Source organism: Pseudomonas cucumis (assembly GCF_030687935.1).
Taxonomy (GTDB): domain Bacteria; phylum Pseudomonadota; class Gammaproteobacteria; order Pseudomonadales; family Pseudomonadaceae; genus Aquipseudomonas; species Aquipseudomonas cucumis.
In genome coordinates this window covers 3,810,912-3,828,886 of record NZ_CP117454.1, presented here as the reverse complement: position 1 = coordinate 3,828,886, position 17,975 = coordinate 3,810,912, and the positions used below count along the sequence as shown (strand labels likewise).

19 protein-coding genes are annotated in these 17,975 nt (G+C 59.0%); 16 read left to right on the top strand and 3 right to left on the bottom strand.

The window, feature by feature from the left end; genetic code table 11:
• The first annotated feature begins 17 nt into the window (after positions 1 to 17).
• The 10 genes from PSH97_RS17300 (at position 18) to PSH97_RS17255 (ending at position 12,592) form a co-directional block, all read left to right on the top strand.
• Positions 18 to 839 (top strand): TIM barrel protein, encoded by an 822-nt coding sequence (locus PSH97_RS17300; protein ID WP_305445968.1) that lies wholly within the window; start codon positions 18 to 20, stop codon positions 837 to 839.
• Positions 840 to 870: 31 nt separating this feature from the next.
• Positions 871 to 2,802 carry a 3D-(3,5/4)-trihydroxycyclohexane-1,2-dione acylhydrolase (decyclizing) gene (iolD, locus tag PSH97_RS17295; protein WP_305445967.1) on the top strand — a complete coding sequence of 644 codons (1,932 nt, stop codon included), beginning with the start codon at positions 871 to 873 and terminating at the stop codon, positions 2,800 to 2,802.
• A 36-nt stretch (positions 2,803 to 2,838) separates the two neighbouring features.
• Positions 2,839 to 3,849: a Gfo/Idh/MocA family protein gene (locus PSH97_RS17290; protein WP_305445966.1), complete on the top strand. Its 1,011-nt coding sequence runs from the start codon at positions 2,839 to 2,841 to the stop codon at positions 3,847 to 3,849.
• A gap of 128 nt (positions 3,850 to 3,977) precedes the next feature.
• A complete protein-coding gene (locus PSH97_RS17285) occupies positions 3,978 to 4,838 on the top strand; it encodes a sugar phosphate isomerase/epimerase family protein (protein ID WP_305445965.1) in 861 nt (286 codons plus the stop codon).
• Between the two features lie 149 nt (positions 4,839 to 4,987).
• Positions 4,988 to 6,040 (top strand): Gfo/Idh/MocA family protein, encoded by a 1,053-nt coding sequence (locus PSH97_RS17280; protein WP_305445964.1) that lies wholly within the window; start codon positions 4,988 to 4,990, stop codon positions 6,038 to 6,040.
• A 366-nt stretch (positions 6,041 to 6,406) separates the two neighbouring features.
• Positions 6,407 to 7,333, top strand: coding sequence for a sugar ABC transporter substrate-binding protein (locus tag PSH97_RS17275; protein WP_305445963.1), 927 nt, complete (start codon positions 6,407 to 6,409; stop codon positions 7,331 to 7,333).
• 69 nt (positions 7,334 to 7,402) lie between these two features.
• Positions 7,403 to 8,968: a sugar ABC transporter ATP-binding protein gene (locus PSH97_RS17270; RefSeq protein ID WP_305445962.1), complete on the top strand. Its 1,566-nt coding sequence runs from the start codon at positions 7,403 to 7,405 to the stop codon at positions 8,966 to 8,968.
• A 56-nt stretch (positions 8,969 to 9,024) separates the two neighbouring features.
• The gene (locus PSH97_RS17265) at positions 9,025 to 10,047 is read left to right on the top strand and encodes an ABC transporter permease (protein WP_305445961.1); all 1,023 of its coding nucleotides are present in this window, start codon (positions 9,025 to 9,027) and stop codon (positions 10,045 to 10,047) included.
• A 327-nt stretch (positions 10,048 to 10,374) separates the two neighbouring features.
• Positions 10,375 to 10,779, top strand: a complete 405-nt coding sequence (locus tag PSH97_RS17260; protein ID WP_007907888.1) for a TraR/DksA family transcriptional regulator — start codon at positions 10,375 to 10,377, stop codon at positions 10,777 to 10,779.
• Positions 10,780 to 10,969: 190 nt separating this feature from the next.
• Complete coding sequence (locus tag PSH97_RS17255) at positions 10,970 to 12,592, top strand: methyl-accepting chemotaxis protein (protein ID WP_407682156.1); 1,623 nt, start codon at positions 10,970 to 10,972, stop codon at positions 12,590 to 12,592.
• Between the two features lie 66 nt (positions 12,593 to 12,658).
• On the opposite strand, the gene PSH97_RS17250 is transcribed toward PSH97_RS17255, so the two are convergent.
• Positions 12,659 to 12,898: a DUF2789 domain-containing protein gene (locus tag PSH97_RS17250; protein ID WP_305445958.1), complete on the bottom strand. Its 240-nt coding sequence runs from the start codon at positions 12,896 to 12,898 to the stop codon at positions 12,659 to 12,661.
• A gap of 282 nt (positions 12,899 to 13,180) precedes the next feature.
• Between PSH97_RS17250 and PSH97_RS17245 the strand changes: the two genes are divergently transcribed.
• Both PSH97_RS17245 and PSH97_RS17240 read left to right on the top strand, forming a co-directional pair.
• Entirely contained in the window at positions 13,181 to 13,813 is a 633-nt protein-coding gene (locus PSH97_RS17245; RefSeq protein ID WP_305445957.1) for a hypothetical protein, read from the top strand.
• Positions 13,806 to 14,384, top strand: coding sequence for a hypothetical protein (locus tag PSH97_RS17240; protein WP_305445956.1), 579 nt, complete (start codon positions 13,806 to 13,808; stop codon positions 14,382 to 14,384). The genes PSH97_RS17245 and PSH97_RS17240 overlap by 8 nt, the downstream gene beginning before the upstream one ends.
• Positions 14,385 to 14,510: 126 nt before the next feature.
• On the opposite strand, the gene PSH97_RS17235 is transcribed toward PSH97_RS17240, so the two are convergent.
• Together PSH97_RS17235 and PSH97_RS17230 are read right to left on the bottom strand one after the other, a co-directional pair.
• Positions 14,511 to 14,741: a hypothetical protein gene (locus tag PSH97_RS17235; RefSeq protein WP_305445955.1), complete on the bottom strand. Its 231-nt coding sequence runs from the start codon at positions 14,739 to 14,741 to the stop codon at positions 14,511 to 14,513.
• A gap of 147 nt (positions 14,742 to 14,888) precedes the next feature.
• Positions 14,889 to 15,137, bottom strand: coding sequence for a hypothetical protein (locus PSH97_RS17230; protein ID WP_305449822.1), 249 nt, complete (start codon positions 15,135 to 15,137; stop codon positions 14,889 to 14,891).
• 410 nt (positions 15,138 to 15,547) lie between these two features.
• Between PSH97_RS17230 and PSH97_RS17225 the strand changes: the two genes are divergently transcribed.
• The 4 genes from PSH97_RS17225 to PSH97_RS17210 all read left to right on the top strand — a co-directional run bounded on the left by PSH97_RS17225 (position 15,548) and on the right by PSH97_RS17210 (position 17,956).
• Complete coding sequence (locus PSH97_RS17225; RefSeq protein ID WP_007907879.1) at positions 15,548 to 16,018, top strand: hypothetical protein; 471 nt, start codon at positions 15,548 to 15,550, stop codon at positions 16,016 to 16,018.
• Positions 16,018 to 16,221 (top strand): hypothetical protein, encoded by a 204-nt coding sequence (locus tag PSH97_RS17220; RefSeq protein ID WP_030130591.1) that lies wholly within the window; start codon positions 16,018 to 16,020, stop codon positions 16,219 to 16,221. The genes PSH97_RS17225 and PSH97_RS17220 overlap by 1 nt, the downstream gene beginning before the upstream one ends.
• Before the next feature lie 119 nt (positions 16,222 to 16,340).
• A complete protein-coding gene (locus PSH97_RS17215; protein WP_305445954.1) occupies positions 16,341 to 17,357 on the top strand; it encodes an ABC transporter substrate-binding protein in 1,017 nt (338 codons plus the stop codon).
• Positions 17,358 to 17,518: 161 nt separating this feature from the next.
• Positions 17,519 to 17,956: a DUF3995 domain-containing protein gene (locus PSH97_RS17210; RefSeq protein ID WP_048397043.1), complete on the top strand. Its 438-nt coding sequence runs from the start codon at positions 17,519 to 17,521 to the stop codon at positions 17,954 to 17,956.
• Positions 17,957 to 17,975 lie beyond the last annotated feature (19 nt).

Here is a 17,975-nt window from a genome sequence, read left to right as displayed (position 1 = left end):
GCGGAGAACAACAAAAAATGAGCAAACCCCTGCGCTTCGCCCTGAACCGTATGGTCGCCCCACGTTTGTCCCTGCCCGCGTTCATCGAGTTGGCGGTGACCCTCAAGGCCGATGCCATCGAGATCCGTAATGACCTCAAGGGTGTCGAGATCGAGGACGGCACCGCGCCCGAACACGTGCGTGAGTTGTGCGCGGCCAAAGGAATCACCGTGCTGTCGATCAACGCGCTGTATCCGTTCGATGTCTGGAATGACGAGCGCCGCGCACACGCACTGAAGCTTGCTGCTTATGCCCGTGATTGTGGCGCCCAGGGTTTGGTCATGTGCCCGCTGAACGACCGCACCGATCCACGTACCGAGGCGCAGCGTGCATCCGGCCTGCGCACGGCGTTGAGTGAACTGGCGCCGATCCTGCGCGATCACGGCATCCTCGGTTTCATCGAGCCGCTGGGTTTCGAAGAATGTTCGCTGCGGCGCAAACGCACGGCGGTGGACGCGATCAAGGCCATTGGTGGGCTGGATGTGTTCCGTCTGGTGCATGACACCTTTCACCATCACCTGGCCAGCGAACATGAATTCTTCCCCGAGCTGACCGGGCTGGTGCACATCTCCGGCGTCGAAGATGCCGAGGCGCCACTGGCGACCATCCGCGACGGCCACCGGGTGCTGGTGGGCGAGGGCGACATCCTCGGCAACGCGGCGCAGATCGAAACCCTGCTCGCTACCGGCTACAGCGGCTACCTGTCCTTCGAACCGTTCGCCGACAGTGTCCATGGCCTGGCGGATATCCAGACGGCGATCGGCGCGAGCATGGATCACCTGCAGAAATCCCTGAGCTGACATCGGATTTGCATACGGAAAAGGTGCAAGCATGACCACAACAAGACTGACCATGGCCCAGGCCCTGGTGAAATTCCTCGATAATCAGTACATCGAAGTCGATGGGGTTCAGAGCAAATTCGTCGCCGGGATCTTTACCATTTTCGGCCACGGTAACGTGCTGGGGCTGGGGCAAGCCCTGGAACAGGACAGCGGCGACCTGATCGTCCATCAGGGCCGCAACGAGCAAGGCATGGCCCACGCCGCCATCGGTTTCGCCAAGCAACACCTGCGGCGCAAGATCTACGCCTGTTCTTCATCGGTGGGCCCGGGCGCGGCGAACATGCTGACCGCTGCCGCGACGGCCACCGCCAACCGTATTCCTTTGCTGCTGTTGCCCGGCGACGTTTATGCGTGCCGCCAACCGGACCCGGTGTTGCAACAGATCGAGCAGTTCCACGACCTGAGCATCAGCACCAATGATGCGTTCAAGGCCGTGAGTAAATACTGGGACCGGATCAACCGTCCTGAGCAACTGATGACGGCGGCGATCCACGCCATGCGCGTGCTCACCGACCCTGCCGAAACTGGCGCCGTAACCCTGGCCCTACCGCAAGACGTGCAGGCCGAGGCTTACGACTATCCTGATTATTTCCTGCAAAAACGCGTGCACCGCCTCGAGCGCCGTCCGGCCACCGAAGCGATGCTCGGTGATGCCTTGGCACTGTTTAAAGGCAAGCGCAAACCGCTGATCATCTGCGGCGGTGGGGTCAAGTATTCCGGTGCCAATGCAGCGTTGCAGGCCTTTGCCGAGCGCTTCGACATTCCTTTCGCCGAAACCCAGGCCGGCAAGAGCGCGGTGGTGTCCAGCCATCCGCTGAACGTCGGCGGCATCGGCGAAACCGGTTGCCTGGCGGCGAACCTGTTGACCAAGGATGCTGATTTGATCATCGGGGTCGGCACTCGCTACAGCGATTTCACCACCGCGTCGAAATCCTTGTTCAAACACCCGGATGTGCAATTTCTCAACCTCAATATCAGCCCCTGCGATGCGCTGAAACTCGACGGTGTGCAACTGCTGGCAGACGCCAAAACCGGTTTGCAGGCACTGGCCGAAGCGTTGGGTGATTACCGCTCGAGTTGGGGCGATCAACCCCGCCAGGCCAAGGCGCAGCTGGACGAGGAAGTCGATCGCATTTATCAGGTCGAATACCAGGCGGAAGATTTCGTCCCGGAAATCAACGATCACCTGGACCCGGTGGTGCTGCGCGAGTTCATCGAGCTGACCGGTTCCTGCCTGACCCAGAGCCGGGTACTCGGCGTGCTCAATGAAACCCTGGCCGATGACGCCGTGATCGTCGCCGCCGCCGGCAGTCTGCCCGGTGACTTGCAGCGCAGCTGGCGCAGCAAAGGTGTGAACACTTACCACGTCGAGTACGGTTATTCGTGCATGGGTTACGAGGTGAACGCCGCACTGGGCGTGAAGCTCGCCGAGCCGGAGCGCGAGGTCTACGCACTGGTGGGCGACGGCTCCTACATGATGCTGCACTCGGAACTGGCGACCTCGATCCAGGAGCGACGCAAGATCAACGTGGTGCTGTTGGACAACATGACCTTCGGCTGCATCAACAACCTGCAAATGGAACACGGCATGGACAGCTTTGGCACCGAGTTCCGTTTCCGTAATCCGGAAACCGGCAAGCTCGATGGCGGTTTCGTGCCGGTGGATTTCGCCATGAGCGCGGCGGCTTACGGCTGCAAGACTTACAAAGTGAACACCGTTGAAGCGTTGCAAGCTGCGTTGGCGGATGCGCGGTTGCAGACGGTGTCGACGCTGATCGATATCAAGGTTTTGCCCAAGACGATGATTCACAAATACCTGTCGTGGTGGCGGGTCGGCGTGGCGCAAGTCTCCACCAGCGCCCGCACCGATGCGGTGGCCAAGACCCTGAACGAACGACTGGCCAAGGCCCGTCAATACTGATTGCCCGAAACGAACAACAAATCTGGGAGTCTTTAAATGTCTTTGAAGCTTGGAGTTATCGGCACCGGGGCCATCGGCCAGGATCACATCCGTCGTTGCAGCCAGACCTTGCTCAACAGCCAGGTCGTCGCGGTCACCGACATCAATTTGCAGCAAGCGGCCAAGGTCGTTTCCGATCTGAAACTGACTGCCGAGGTCTATCCCGACGGCCATGCGCTGATCAAGGCGCCGGAAGTCGAGGCGATCCTCGTCACCTCCTGGGGCCCGAGCCACGAAGAATTCGTGCTGGCGGCGATTGCCGCCGGCAAACCGGTGTTCTGCGAGAAGCCGCTGGCGGTCACCGCCGAAGGCTGCCGCAAGATCGTCGAGGCCGAAGTGGCCCACGGCAAACGGCTGGTGCAGGTCGGTTTCATGCGCCCGTACGATGAAGGTTATCGGGCGTTGAAAGCAGTGATCGACAGCGGCCAGATCGGCGAGCCGTTGATGCTGCATTGCGCCCACCGCAACCCGACCGTGGGTGAAAACTATAATACCGACATGGCGATCACCGACACGCTGATCCATGAACTGGACGTGTTGCGCTGGTTGCTCGACGACGATTATGTGTCGGTGCAAGTGGTGTTCCCGCGCAAGACCAGCAAGGCCCACGCTCATTTGAAAGACCCGCAGATCGTGCTGCTGGAAACCGCCAAGGGCACGCGCATCGACGTTGAAGTGTTCGTCAACTGCCAGTACGGCTACGACATCCAGTGCGAAGTGGTGGGGGAGACCGGCATCGCCAAACTGCCGGAACCGTCGCAGGTTCAGTTGCGCAGCGGGGCGAAGCTGTCCAATGCGATTCTGATGGACTGGAAGGACCGGTTCATCGCCGCGTATGACGTCGAGTTGCAGGCGTTTATCGACGGTGTACGGGCCGGGCAGGTCGGCGGACCGTCGGCATGGGATGGTTTCGCGGCGGCGGTGGCAGCGGATGCCTGCATCGAAGCGCAGAACAGTGGCCAGATCGTAAAAGTCGGCCTGCCAGACCGCCCCCGCTTCTACGGCTAACCCTCGTAATGATCGTTCCCACGCTCCGGGACGCTCCGCGTCCCAAAAGCGGACGCAGAGCGTCCATTGATGCATTACCACGCAGAGCGTGGGAACGATCAGCGTAAGGTGATGGAGAACAAAAAAACATGCGCATCGCACTAGACCCCTACATGTACCGCAACCTGTCCCTGGGCAAGATGGTCGACAAGGTCGCCGAGCTCGGTTACGAACACATCGAACTGTCGCCCCGGGAAGATTTTCTGCCGTTCTACAAAGCCCCACGGGTTGATAAGGCGCGGATCAAGGAATTTCGCAAAGCCCTGAGCGATACCGGGGTCAAACTCTCTTCTTTATTACCGATGTACCACTGGGCCGCCGCCGATGAAGGTTTGCGTGTTGCCGCCGTGCGTAACTGGAAGCGCGCGATCCAGATTGCCGTGGAGATGGACTGCGAGCTGGTCAACACCGAGTTCACCGGCCAGTCGGACAACCCGCTGGTGTGCGAGAACCAGTTCATGCGCTCCATGGACGAGCTGATCCCCGAGTTCGAACGCGAAGGCATCAAGCTCGATATCCAGGCCCACCCGTATGATTTCTGCGAGCGCAACAACGAGTCGGTGGACATCATTCGCGGTCTGGACCGGGACTGGATCAACTACCTCTACGCCGCGCCGCACACGTTTTTCTACGACGATGGCCTGGGTGACATCGCCTCGATGCTCAAGTACGCCGGCTCAAAGCTGAGCCACCTGATCATCGCCGACACCTACAACCACAAGGCTTCCTCTGGCTTGCGCTACATCGTCAACCCGCCGGGCGTCACCGCCACCGTGCACCAGCATCTGGACATCGGCCAGGGCGAGGTCGACTGGGAAGCGTTTTTCGGCACTTTGCGCGAGATCCAGTTCGATGGCATCGCGACCGTCTCGGTATTCGCCTGGGAAGACCGGCCGGACGAGTCCAACCGCATGATGCTCGAACGCGTCAAAAGCGAACTCTGCCGCTGACCGACCTACACAAAACCTGTAGCCGATCGTTCCCACGCTCCGCGTGGGAATGCATCCCGTGACGCTCTGCGTCACAAAGCGGACGCAGAGCGTCCATGGCGGCATTCCCACGCAGAGCGTGGGAACGATCATATAAGGAGAATACTTTCATGCGTATCGGACTTGTCGGTTACGGCCATGGCGGCCGGTTTTTCCATGCTCCGCTGATCAGCAGTTTGCCGGCGGCGACCTTCGTGGGCGTGGTCACCCGTGCCGCCGAGCGCCGACAACTGCTGGCGGCGGAACATCCCGGTGTGCCGGCCTTCGACAGCATTGGCCAACTGGTCGAAGCCGGGGTCGATGTGCTGGTGATCTCCACACCGCTCAAAGGTCGCCCGGCGCTGGTGCTCGACGCCATCGAACACGAAGTGGCGGTGGTCAGCGACAAGCCGTTCGCTGCTGATGCACAACAGGCGCAAACCCTGATCACCATGGCCGAGCGCCAAGGCGTGCAACTGAGCGTCTACCAGAACCGGCGCTGGGACTCGGACTTTCTCACCGTGCGCAAACTCATTGAGACCGGTGCCCTGGGTCAGGTCACCCGTTTCGAATCGCGGATTGAGCGCTATTCGCCGCAGTCGGTGAACAACGGCAGCGGCGGCGGTTTCCTGCGCGATCTGGGCAGCCACCTGGTGGATCAGGCGCTACTCTTGTTCGGCCCCGTCACCCGGGTCTACGCGGAACTGGATTACCTCGAAAAAGGCCAGCCCTTCGACAACGGCTTCTTTATGTCCCTGACCCATGCCAACGGCGTGATCTCGCACCTGGGCGGCAGTTGCCTGCAAAACACCCCCGGCCCGCGCTTTCGCGTGACCGGCACCCAGGGCTGTTACAGCGTCGACGGTCTGGACGGGCAAGAGGCATCGACCCTGGCCGGGCTCACGCCCAAATCCGAAGGCGATCGTTGGGGCGTAGAAGAGCACCGGCGCTGGGGCTGGTTCGAGCAGGGCGAGGTGCGCGAGCGGGTGCCGTCCGAGCGTGGCTGCTGGAATCAGTTCTATTTGCAGCTACAAACCGCGTTACAGAGCGGTGGCCCACTGCCGGTCGACGCCCGTGATGCACTGGCGACCACCCGCGTGCTAGACGCTGCGCGGCTCAGTTTCGAGCGCCATCAAGTGGTGGCATTGAGCCCATTTGAAAGCCATGGAATAAAATCAGAATAAAATTCTAAAATGAGTTGATATAGAAATTATTTTCCAATAAAGTCGTTTCCAGGTTGCCGACTATCAACGTCCGATCACGCTCAAGCAGGCCTTGAACGAGTGAAAGACGCACCAAAAACAAGAAACAAAGCCAGGTACCGTCGATGAAAACCTTCAACTCTGCTCTGCATGCTTTACGTTCCGCGCTGCACCTCTCTTGCGACCTGCCTCGCGTCTCGTTTCATTCCGTCTCCCGTTTGCTTTGCGTCGAACGCAAGGGCGCCCTGGTCTGCTGCATTCCGGGAGCGCCGATAGTCCGCTTGCCCGCTCACTGAAATCGTCACGCCTTATCCATAAAACCAACAAGAATGTGGAGAAAGACCTTTCATGAAGACCAAGATCCGTTTCGCCTCGCTCGCCTTGTCCCTGATGCTCGCCAGCGGTGCCGCACTCGCGGACATGAAGATCGGCGTCAGCATGTCGCAGTTCGATGACACCTGGCTGACTTACCTGCGTGAGTCCATGGACACCAAAGCCAAGTCCTATCCGGAAGGCGTCAAGCTGCAGTTCGAAGACGCCCGCAGCGATGTGGTCAAGCAGTTGAGCCAGGTCGAAAGCTTCATCAGCCAGAAAGTCGATGCCATTGTGGTCAACCCGGTGGATACCGCAGCCACCAAAAAAATCACCGAAGCGGCGGTCAAGGCCGGCATTCCGCTGGTGTACGTCAATCGTCGTCCCGATGACCTGAACCTGCCCAAAGGCGTGGTTACTGTCGCCTCCAACGATCTGGAGGCCGGTCAGATGCAGATGCAGTACCTGGCGGAAAAAATGGGCGGCAAGGGCGACATCGTGATTCTGCTCGGTGATTTGGCCAACAACTCCACCACCAACCGCACCAAGGGCGTAAAAGAGGTGCTGACCAAGTACCCGAACATCAAGATCGAGCAAGAGCAGTCCGGCATCTGGTCGCGGGACAAGGGCATGACCCTGGTCAACGACTGGCTGACCCAGGGCCGCAAATTCGACGCGGTGGTCTCTAACAACGACGAGATGGCGATTGGCGCGGCAATGGCCCTGCAACAGGCTGGTGTTGCCAAAGGCAGTGTGCTGATCGCCGGTGTCGACGGTACGCCCGACGGTTTGAACGCGGTGAAGAAGGGCTCTCTGCTGGTCTCGGTGTTCCAGGACGCCAAGGGTCAGGCGGACGGTTCGATCGACACGGCGGTGAAAATGGCCAAAAACGAGCCGGTCGAGCAGGCCGTATGGGTGCCGTATCGCCTGATCACGCTGCAAAACGTCGACACGTTCAAATAGTCCGTCCGTTCGATAACAACAATAAGCACGCAAGGTTGCAACGCGACCTTGCTGATGGAGTACCTGATCATGTTCGCTTCAGCGACTGCTTCGAGCACCCCGTTGGTGGGTATCCAGCCAACCGCAACACCTGTCGATGAGCCGTACCTGCTGGAGATCATCAACGTCAGCAAGGGTTTTCCCGGTGTGGTGGCCTTGTCCGACGTACAGCTGCGGGTGCGTCCCGGTTCCGTGCTGGCGCTGATGGGCGAGAACGGCGCCGGCAAATCCACCCTGATGAAAATCATTGCCGGCATCTACCAGCCGGACGCCGGCGAGTTGCGCCTGCGGGGCAAACCGGTGGTCTTTGATACACCCCTGGCTGCGCTCCAGGCCGGGATCGCGATGATCCACCAGGAGCTCAACCTGATGCCGCACATGAGCATCGCCGAGAACATCTGGATCGGCCGCGAACAGCTCAACGGCCTGCACATGATCGACCATCGCGAAATGCACCGTTGCACCGCCAAGCTGCTGGAGCGTCTGCGGATCAACCTCGACCCGGAAGAGCAGGTGGGCAACCTGAGCATCGCCGAACGGCAGATGGTCGAGATCGCCAAGGCGGTGTCCTATGACTCCGACGTCCTGATCATGGACGAGCCGACCTCGGCCATCACCGATAAGGAAGTCGCGCATCTGTTCTCGATCATTGCCGACCTCAAGAGCCAGGGCAAAGGCATCATCTACATCACCCACAAAATGAACGAAGTGTTCAGCATCGCCGATGAAGTGGCGGTGTTCCGTGACGGCGCCTACATCGGCCTGCAACGGGCCGACAGCATGGACGGCGACAGCCTGATCTCGATGATGGTCGGTCGCGAACTGAGCCAGTTGTTCCCGGTGCGCGAGAAGCCGATCGGCGATCTGTTGCTGTCGGTACGCGACCTCAAGCTGGACGGCATTTTCAAGGATGTCTCCTTCGACCTGCATGCCGGGGAGATCCTTGGCATCGCCGGGTTGATGGGTTCAGGGCGGACCAATGTCGCCGAAGCTATTTTCGGCATCACCCCAAGCGACGGCGGTGAAATCCGTCTCGACGGGGAAGTGGTGCGCATCAGCGATCCGCACATGGCGATCGAGAAGGGCTTCGCGCTGTTGACCGAAGATCGCAAGCTCAGTGGCCTGTTCCCGTGCCTGTCGGTGCTGGAGAACATGGAAATGGCGGTATTGCCGCATTACGTCGGCAACGGCTTCATCCAGCAGAAAGCCCTGCGAGCGTTGTGTGAAGACATGTGCAAGAAGCTGCGGGTGAAAACGCCGTCGCTGGAGCAATGCATCGACACGCTGTCCGGCGGTAATCAGCAGAAGGCCTTGCTGGCGCGCTGGCTGATGACCAATCCGCGCATCCTGATTCTCGACGAACCGACCCGGGGCATCGATGTCGGCGCCAAGGCCGAGATCTACCGGCTTATTTCCTACCTCGCCAGCGAAGGCATGGCGGTGATCATGATTTCCTCGGAACTGCCGGAAGTGCTGGGCATGAGCGACCGGGTCATGGTCATGCACGAGGGCGACCTGATGGGCACCCTCGACCGCAGCGAAGCGACCCAGGAACGGGTAATGCAACTGGCCTCGGGTATGTCCGCGGTTCACTAATGGATGCTGACGGTAGCCATGGCTGCCGTCGCGATGTAATAGAAAGGTGAGTGGTTATGAACGCGATACTGGAAAACAAGCCTGCAGTGGCACCGGTCAAGAACCGCCGGCGCCTTCCGACCGAGTTGAGCATCTTCCTGGTGCTGATCGGCATCGGCCTGGTCTTCGAAATGTTCGGCTGGATCGTGCGGGACCAGAGCTTCCTGATGAACTCTCAGCGTTTGGTGCTGATGATCCTGCAAGTGTCGATCATCGGCCTGCTGGCGATCGGCGTGACCCAGGTCATCATCACCACCGGTATCGACCTGTCTTCCGGTTCGGTGCTGGCGCTGTCGGCGATGATTGCCGCCAGCCTGGCCCAGACCTCGGACTTTGCCCGGGCGGTGTTTCCGTCCCTGACTGACTTGCCGGTATGGATTCCAGTGATTGTCGGGCTTGGGGTGGGATTGCTGGCGGGGGCGATCAACGGCAGCATCATTGCGATCACCGGGATTCCACCGTTCATTGCCACCCTCGGCATGATGGTTTCGGCCCGCGGCCTGGCACGCTACTACACCGAGGGTCAGCCGGTGAGCATGCTCTCGGATTCCTACACGGCCATCGGACACGGCGCGATGCCGGTGATCATCTTTCTGGTGGTGGCGGTGATCTTCCACATCGCCCTGCGCTACACCAAGTACGGCAAATACACCTACGCCATTGGCGGCAACATGCAGGCGGCGCGCACCTCCGGGATTAACGTCAAGCGGCATCTGGTGATCGTCTACAGCATCGCCGGGTTGCTTGCAGGCCTGGCCGGAGTGGTGGCGTCGGCGCGGGCCGCGACCGGGCAAGCCGGGATGGGCATGTCTTATGAACTGGACGCGATTGCCGCGGCGGTCATCGGCGGCACCAGCCTGGCCGGTGGCGTAGGGCGGATCACCGGCACCGTGATCGGCGCGTTGATCCTCGGGGTCATGGCCAGCGGCTTTACCTTTGTCGGCGTTGATGCTTATATTCAAGACATCATCAAGGGGCTGATTATTGTGGTGGCGGTGGTCATCGACCAATACCGCAACAAGCGCAAACTCAAGCGCTGAAGCCGGACTAAACGCGAAAATGCGCCACGCCTGACCCGCGTGGCGCAGCCGTTTGTCTTCTATATACAGCCGCTCGACTGAATTTCTTGCTATAAACGCACTCCGATAAGCGCCTCAAAGCCTGTCCTAGCGCACTTTCAGGGCTTTGTCGGACAGATTTGCTGTCTTTTCAGTTGCTGAGGCCTCAAGTGGGCCTTAGACTGCCGCCCCTCGTAAATTGAGTGCCGGGTGGCGCTTGGAATAAACGGCGCCTTTCCAATGACCGCTTCAGGTTCAACGGATCGCTCCCTAATTCGCCTTAATGCACGTTTTTTTATAGAGATATCAATGACAAAGGACAAGTTGCTGGCCATGCCGGCGGATGACTACATGAATGCCGAGCAACATGCTTTTTTCTCCGAGCTGTTGCAGAACATGAAAGTCGAAACCCATGAGCGCATCGAGCAGAATCGCATCGCCATCGAGAGCCTGGACACCCCGGCCGATCCGGCTGACGCGGCTTCCGTCGAAGAAGAGCGCACCTGGTTGGTGAACGCGATCGATCGCGACCAGCGCATGCTGCCTCAGTTGGAGCAGGCCCTGGAACGCATCAAGGAAGACAGCTTTGGCTGGTGCGACGACAGCGGCGAGGCCATCGGCCTGAAACGCCTGCTGATCAGCCCGACCACCAAGTACTGCATTGAAGCTCAAGAGCGTCACGAGCAGATCGACAAGCACCAGCGTCAGGCCTGATTCAGTAGCGCCCCCATCGCGGGCAAGCCTCGCTCCTACGAATGTCTGTAGGAGCGAGGCTTGCCCGCGAAGCTTTCTGTTGCCCGAAAAATCCCGCGCACTTCTATTGATCTGCTTCAACCCCCCACTACTAACGGACCATAGATAATGGCTTTGTAGTGGCGTTTAATGCGATCACAACAACTAGAAGATGCGTGGGGTGACGAAGATGACGAGGGACGGATCTCTGGTTGAGGCAATGCCTGCACCAGTACTTTTGCCGAAAAACCTTTGGCTTACGCCGACCTTGCAAAGCATCGCCCTGATGCTCTTGCTGTGCGGCATGGCATTGGCTGGCTGGTCGCTTTACCTTGGCCTGCCATTGGCCGTGCTGATCATCTGGCTGCCGCGTCTGCGCTCGCGCACTCTCCCTGACGCAACCCCCGCGGACAGTTCCAGCGCCATCGCCGAGTTGACTCGCGATCTCTCCTACACCACCAGTCATAACGCATTGTCGGCCGCCGGCGTGGCCTATTCGGTCAAGCAACTGGCGGACAAGCTGCAATCGCAGCTCAACGCCGCGGCGCAGATTGTCAGCAGCGCCGAAGTGATGATCACCACCGAACACGCTACGTCGAAACTCAGTCGGGAAGCCTTGAGCGCGGCCAGTGAAGCCTATCAGAGCAGCGCAGCAGGGCGCACGGAACTGGTCGAGTCGATTGCGCGCATGCATCAACTCAGTCAGCGTGCCAGCAGCAGCCGTGAGCTGATCGAAGCCCTGAGCTTGCGTAGCGACGATATCCAGCGGGTCACGCTGGTGATCCAGTCCATCGCCAGCCAGACCAATCTGTTGGCGCTGAACGCGGCCATCGAAGCGGCGAGGGCCGGCGAGCACGGTCGTGGTTTTGCGGTGGTGGCCGATGAGGTTCGGGGGCTGGCCGCGCGCACGGCGACCGCGACCGGTGAAGTCGGGGAGATGGTCGCCGACATTCAGCAACGCACCGCGCAAGTGGTGGAACAGATTCGTCAACTGGCGAGCGATCTGAATACCGGCGTCGCCCAAGTCGAGCACACCGGGCAGCACTTGGAAAACATCGCGCGCCTGGCCGCCGGCGTCGAAAGACAGGTCGGTGAAATCGCTCAGGGTGCAGACACCAACCGTGAACAGCTCGACAGTCTGTTCCACGCCATCGAACAGATGCGTAGCGATCTGGCGATCAGCGACCAGCAGACCCAGCGGCTCGCCCAGGCAGCGGTGCAAATGGAAGGGCAGGCCGAAACCATCAGCGAACGCCTGGCCGAAGTTGGACTGGATGACTATCACCAGCGAATTTACGACCTGGCCCGCGAAGGGGCGAGTCAGATTACGGCACGCTTCGAAGCGGATATCGATCAGGGCCGGATCAGTCTCGATGACTTGTTTGATCGCAATTACCAGGCGATCCCCAACACCAGCCCGGCCAAATACCAGACCCGCTTCGACCGTTACACCGATCAGGTATTGCCAGCGATCCAGGAACCGTTGCTGCCGCGCCATGAAGGCCTGGTGTTCGCCATCGCCTGCACGCAGCAGGGTTATGTGCCGACCCACAACACCGTGTTCAGTAAACCGCTGACCGGTGATGTGCAGGTCGATACATTGCAAAACCGCACCAAGCGCAAATTCGCCGACCGCACCGGGATCCGCTGTGGCAGCCATCAACAGGCCGTGCTGTTGCAGACTTACACCCGCGACACCGGTGAACTGATGCACGACCTGTCGGTACCGATCATGCTCAAGGGCCGGCATTGGGGTGGTTTGCGCTTGGGTTACAAGCCGGAAAGTCCTCGCTGAGAGCTGAGTCGATTGTTACCGGCCGCTTGGGTGCCGAAATGCACGACAGCCTGCATTTGGCCCGGGTTAGTGGATCTGGTGCATGCGCAGGTTCAGGTCGTCGACCACGTGCGCCCAATCGGCGTCTTCACGCAGTTGTTCCTTGAGGAAGCCGGCTTGTTGCGGGGTCCAGAAGTCGGCGTCGATGAGTTTCTTGTCATCGGCCAAGGGGGAATGACGGGCAATGAAATCGTCGATGGCTTTCTCGTTGGAGTCCAGACCGAGCTGGTCGAACAGGCCTTTCAAATCATGTGTGGGTGAATCCATCTTCATCTCCTTGCAGATAATTCGTCGCGCCAAGAGTTCGATAGGGGTTTAGCAGCTTTTTCCGGATTCGCCACCAATGATGGCGATAGGCTATTGCCTGTCATTGTTCCAGCGCTTACGATGCCGTCGCGTTTTTGGCGTCACCAAGCCGCCATTCAAAGTGTCCGTACATGGATGTCGTCGTCCCCGGCTTCAGCGCTTTGCGGTGCTGATCTGCCCATCCGTTGCGTGATCTCTTTCGAACCGATCCTCCTCCGATCCCGCATGAAAAGGATGTAAGCAGTGAAGCGTCTTGTTTATCTGATGGCCATTGCACTTGGCCTGTCATTGACCGGTTGTGTGTCTTTCACGCCGCTGGGTCCCATTGGTGAGCCCTTGAACCCCGCGCCGTCCACCCTCGATCGCAGTGCCCAGATCAGTGACGTGGTGATTTCCGCCCCCGAGTTGGATGACAAGGTGCGTGTCGCCGGCAGCCGACAACTGACCGAGCAGGTCAGCGCCTATGTCGATAAAAGCGATTACTTCAAGCGAGTCGTGGTGTTCCCGGCCAAGGCGGGCGAAGACGACGTTGTGCTCAAGTTCAACCTGACCTCACTGGCAGGCAAACGTACCATGCACCCGGCTTACATCCCCGGTGCGCTGGTAACGCTGACTATCTGGATTTGGGTTGATGGGCCGATTTACGTCGACAAATACGACCTCGCCGGCGAACTGATCATCGAAGACCGTCAGGGCAAGCAACTGGCCAGGTCGGTCGAGCAAGTCAAGCTCGACAAAAATGTCGGCATGTGGAACGCCGACTACCTCAATCCGCGTCTGGGTGGTTCCCAGTTGCGCGATCTGATCGCCCAATTGCTGGCCAGTGCCACCCCTCAACTGCGTACTCCGTCAAAGGAACTGGCTGCACATGAATAAATATCTTCTGGTTTTGCTGCTTTTGGTCAGCAGCTCCCTGACAGGTTGTATTTCCTACTCCCAGCATGAGTTGGCGCCGTTGGACCAATGGCCGCCAGCGCAAGCCAGGCAGGACAAGCCCAGTGCGTATCTGCACGTGACCACCCAGCAGCAGTTCAACGGCGAACTGTCGGGTGGCGTCGGCAATGCGGCGCTGGTGGAACAGAACATGCTGGAAACCTTCAAGGAGTCCGGGCAGTTCAAGAACGTGACCACAGACAAGGTCGACTCGAGCCTGTACGTGACGAGTACTTTGACCAATAACGAGCAGGGGAATGTTGCGAGTGCCTGGCTGACGGGCTTCACGCTCTTCGTGATCCCGACAACGTTCAGCAACACCTTCACGCTGGAAACGGTGTTCAAGGATCGGGAAGGCAACGTGTTGGGCAAAATCGTCAAACAGGAGAGCACTCGTACCTGGATGCAGGTTTTGTTGATTGTCGGTTTGCCGTTCAATGAACGTGGGGACACGGTGCTCAAGCACCTGACCCAAAGCACGCTGGATGAAGCGGTCAAGCGCAAGCTGATCTGATCGGTTATCGAGATAAAAGGCGTGCTATCTGTGCAAGGCTGGCACGCCGCAGACACTTCAGGCCGGGATGCAGGCTGTTTAGTCGCGCTGGCCCCCGCTAGTACCTGAACGTCGTCCACACCCTTCTCAGGCTTTCAATGCCCCTTCATCGACGGCAAGCTTCAGGGCTTTCGCGGCTTCCAGGGCGGCGACGGCCGCAACATCCGCGGTCTTGAACCAGCGATCCTTTTCGACCTGGTGATACGTCACAGTGGTCAACGGCGGTTTGGCGCGCATGATAATGACTGCCTGGAATTCCCCTTCGACCTCTCTGGCTTCGCCCCGGATAAAAAATTCACCGATATCAAATTCCGTCACGTAGCAGTCTTCCCTTGGAAATAGTTGTTGTGTTGAAGGCCGTCCGCCCTGGGGACGGGTTTCATTGGTCGGGCAGTATGGCAGTAGTTGCCTGCCGGCGGCTGAGTTAAGTCGCCGACATGACGAAACGTCCATGGAAATGAATAGTCAGCTGCATGCCTCGAGTGAACGGGCAAGGGCGCAGGCTTCGTTATGATTGCCGCGGAAACCTCTTACACGTCCGGTGGATATTTCCCTGATGTGGAAAAAGGCGTTGCCGGCCAATATCACCTGAAAGCGTGGGAGCAGACGCTCTTCAGGCAGGAAGTCCTGCTGGCGGAACACCCTCGAATGCAGAGGAGACGAGCCGTTTGTGTGTCGTGTATGAGGCTGGGCAAAGTGAGTCAGTGTGCACATATGAAGTCCTTTTCGTGGTTTTACCGACGTGTGTACGTTGTTATGGGTAGTCTCGGTGAGCATGGCTGCTCTAGAATCGCCATCAAGGGTTGGCGATTGATGCCCATCTAAAGCAATTTTTTACTGGCGATATGTCGGAAAAGTGCTTCTTTTAAAGAGATTTTTCCCTAAAGTTGGTAATCCGGTTTTATCTGGCCGTCAGAAGAGCGTTTTCCTTCAACATCTGACGACCGCCAGGCAAGACGACGTGAGGGATGTTCCAGTAATCTTCTCAAACCTCGCGATGAATGGGCCCTCTGCTCATTCCAGGATTCGACCCGGGTCATTTGGCTATACCTCGGCATTGCCGCCTTTTTCTGCTGTGCGCGTTTCCGGCGTACGGCGTCATTTTCAGATGTGGGGATGTTTCCTTGGCAGTAAGTAATCTCGATATGCATGCTTTGTTCGTACTCGGTGATTTGCGCGCAAAGCTGGTTAAGCAGTTTCAGTCACGTTTCGTCTACATCACCGAACAGAATGCTGAAGGCATTTACATTGCCGAGCTCGACACCGAATCAGCGCTGGTGGTGGACGACAAGCCTGGGCTGAAGCTCAAGGTCGGCGATCATTTCAGCGCCTCCGTATTGCCCAGCCGCGAAGGCGGCAAGCTGGACATCAAATTCCGCGAAATCAAACTGACGGTGTATGGGCTGGGGGATTACGCGTTCGTGACCACCGCAGACGGCCACGGCATTGTGTTCAAGGAAGGTCATAGCGTGGTGATGGTGTTCGCGGCCCATCAACAATTGCAGGAAGGCCTGACCAAAACCCTGAAAGCCGTGACCGCCAAGGCCGCCAAGTGGCGCAAGGGCGAACTGGTGACCTTCAAGGCCAGCGAGTAATGACCCTGACCCGCGCCGATTTCCACGAACAGAACCAGGCCAGTGCCCACGCCGAGGCGCAGCGGCTGTTGGCTCAAAAGGCCGTTCTACAGGGAACCTGGCTGAGTTGGGTGGCGTCACAGATCTACCTGTTGCGTCCGGCGGCGTACGCCAGCATGGTCAGAAGAGAGCTTGCACGCTTGCAGGAACCTTCCGAAAATTAATCCTCACCCCTCGAAAGCAGGAACCTCAACTACAGTCAGATGACTGAGTATTCAGAGGCTTGCGGTCTTCTTTGTCAGGCCATCCTGCTATTGCTGTGAACAGCACGAGGTGCAAAAGCATGAAGGGATTTCGACGGTTACTGGCCGCTACCCTGGCCACGTTCGGTTTATTGGCTTCACCCGTTCCGGTGTTCGCTGCCCAGGCGCCGATCCATTTCGCCGACCTGAATTGGGAAAGTGGCAGCCTGATCACCGATATCCTGCGGATCATCGTCGAGAAGGGTTATGGCTTGCCGACCGACACCTTGCCGGGGACGACCATTACCCTAGAGACCGCACTGGCCAACAATGACATTCAGGTCATTGGCGAAGAATGGGCCGGTCGCAGCCCGGTCTGGGTCAAGGCTGAAGCAGAGGGCAAAGTCGCGGCACTGGGCGATACGGTCAAGGGCGCTACCGAGGGCTGGTGGGTGCCGGAGTACGTGATCAAGGGCGACCCGGCCAAGGGCATCAAGCCGCTGGCGCCGGATCTGCGCAGTATCAGTGATCTGCCACGTTACAAGGACGTGTTCAAAGACCCGGAAACCCCGGGCAAGGGGCGCTTCCTCAACAGCCCGATCGGCTGGACGTCGGAAGTGGTCAACAAGCAGAAACTCAAGGCGTATGGGCTGGACGACAGCTACGTGAACTTCCGCAGTGGTTCGGGGGCGGCGCTGGACGCAGAGATCAGTTCGTCGATTCGTCGCGGCAAACCGGTCCTGTTCTACTACTGGTCGCCGACGCCGTTGCTCGGCCGTTTCAAGCTGATACAGCTGCAAGAACCACCGTTCGACGCCGAAGCCTGGAAAACCCTGACCGACGCCGACAACCCCAATCCGAAACCGACTCGCTCTCTGCCCTCGAAGCTGTCCATCGGCGTGTCCACGCCATTCCAGAAACAATACCCGCAGATTGCCGAGTTCTTCACCAAGGTCGATTTGCCGATCGAAGCGTTGAATAAGGCCCTGGCTGAGATGAGCGAAAAACACACTCCACCACGTCAAGCGGCGGAGGCGTTCATGAAGGCGCACCCGGACGTGTGGCAGGCCTGGGTGCCCAAGGATGTAGCGGACAAAGTCGCTGCGTCCCTGAAATAAACCGGCTTATGTGCAACCGGGAAATCTCGGGTGTACATAGGTCCCGTGGGGAGCGCTTTTAACCGCGTTTGCAGCCGAGCGACTGTTCGATAGTGAATACCCTTACAAAAACGCGTAAGGAAGTTCATCCTGCTGCAACATTTCACGCTGGATGTCTGAATATGAGCCTTTTGGTCGCGCAATGGATTGCTGCAATCTTTTTATTGATCAGCCTGGTCCACCTGTATTGGGCTGCGGGTGGCAAGTGGGGCAGCGAGGCGGCGGTGCCGCGAGTGCCCGGGGAGGGCGGTGAGGCATCAAGGCCGGCGTTCAAGCCGTCGGGCTTTGCCACGTTGCTGGTGGCGGTGGGTTTACTGCTGATCGCGATGCTGGTGTGCCTGCGGGTCGGGTTGTATCTGCCCACGGTGCACCACTGGTCGTTGCAATGGGTGATCAGCGCGATCGCGATGCTGATGTTCGCCCGGGCGATCGGCGATTCGAATTTGGTGGGGTTCTTCAAGCAGGAGAAGGGCTCGAGGTTTGCCCGGCTGGATACATGGGCCTATTCGCCGTTGTGTGTGGTGTTGGGGGCGGGGTTGTTGGCGGTGGCCTGGATCTGAAAAGCTTCGCGGGCAAGTC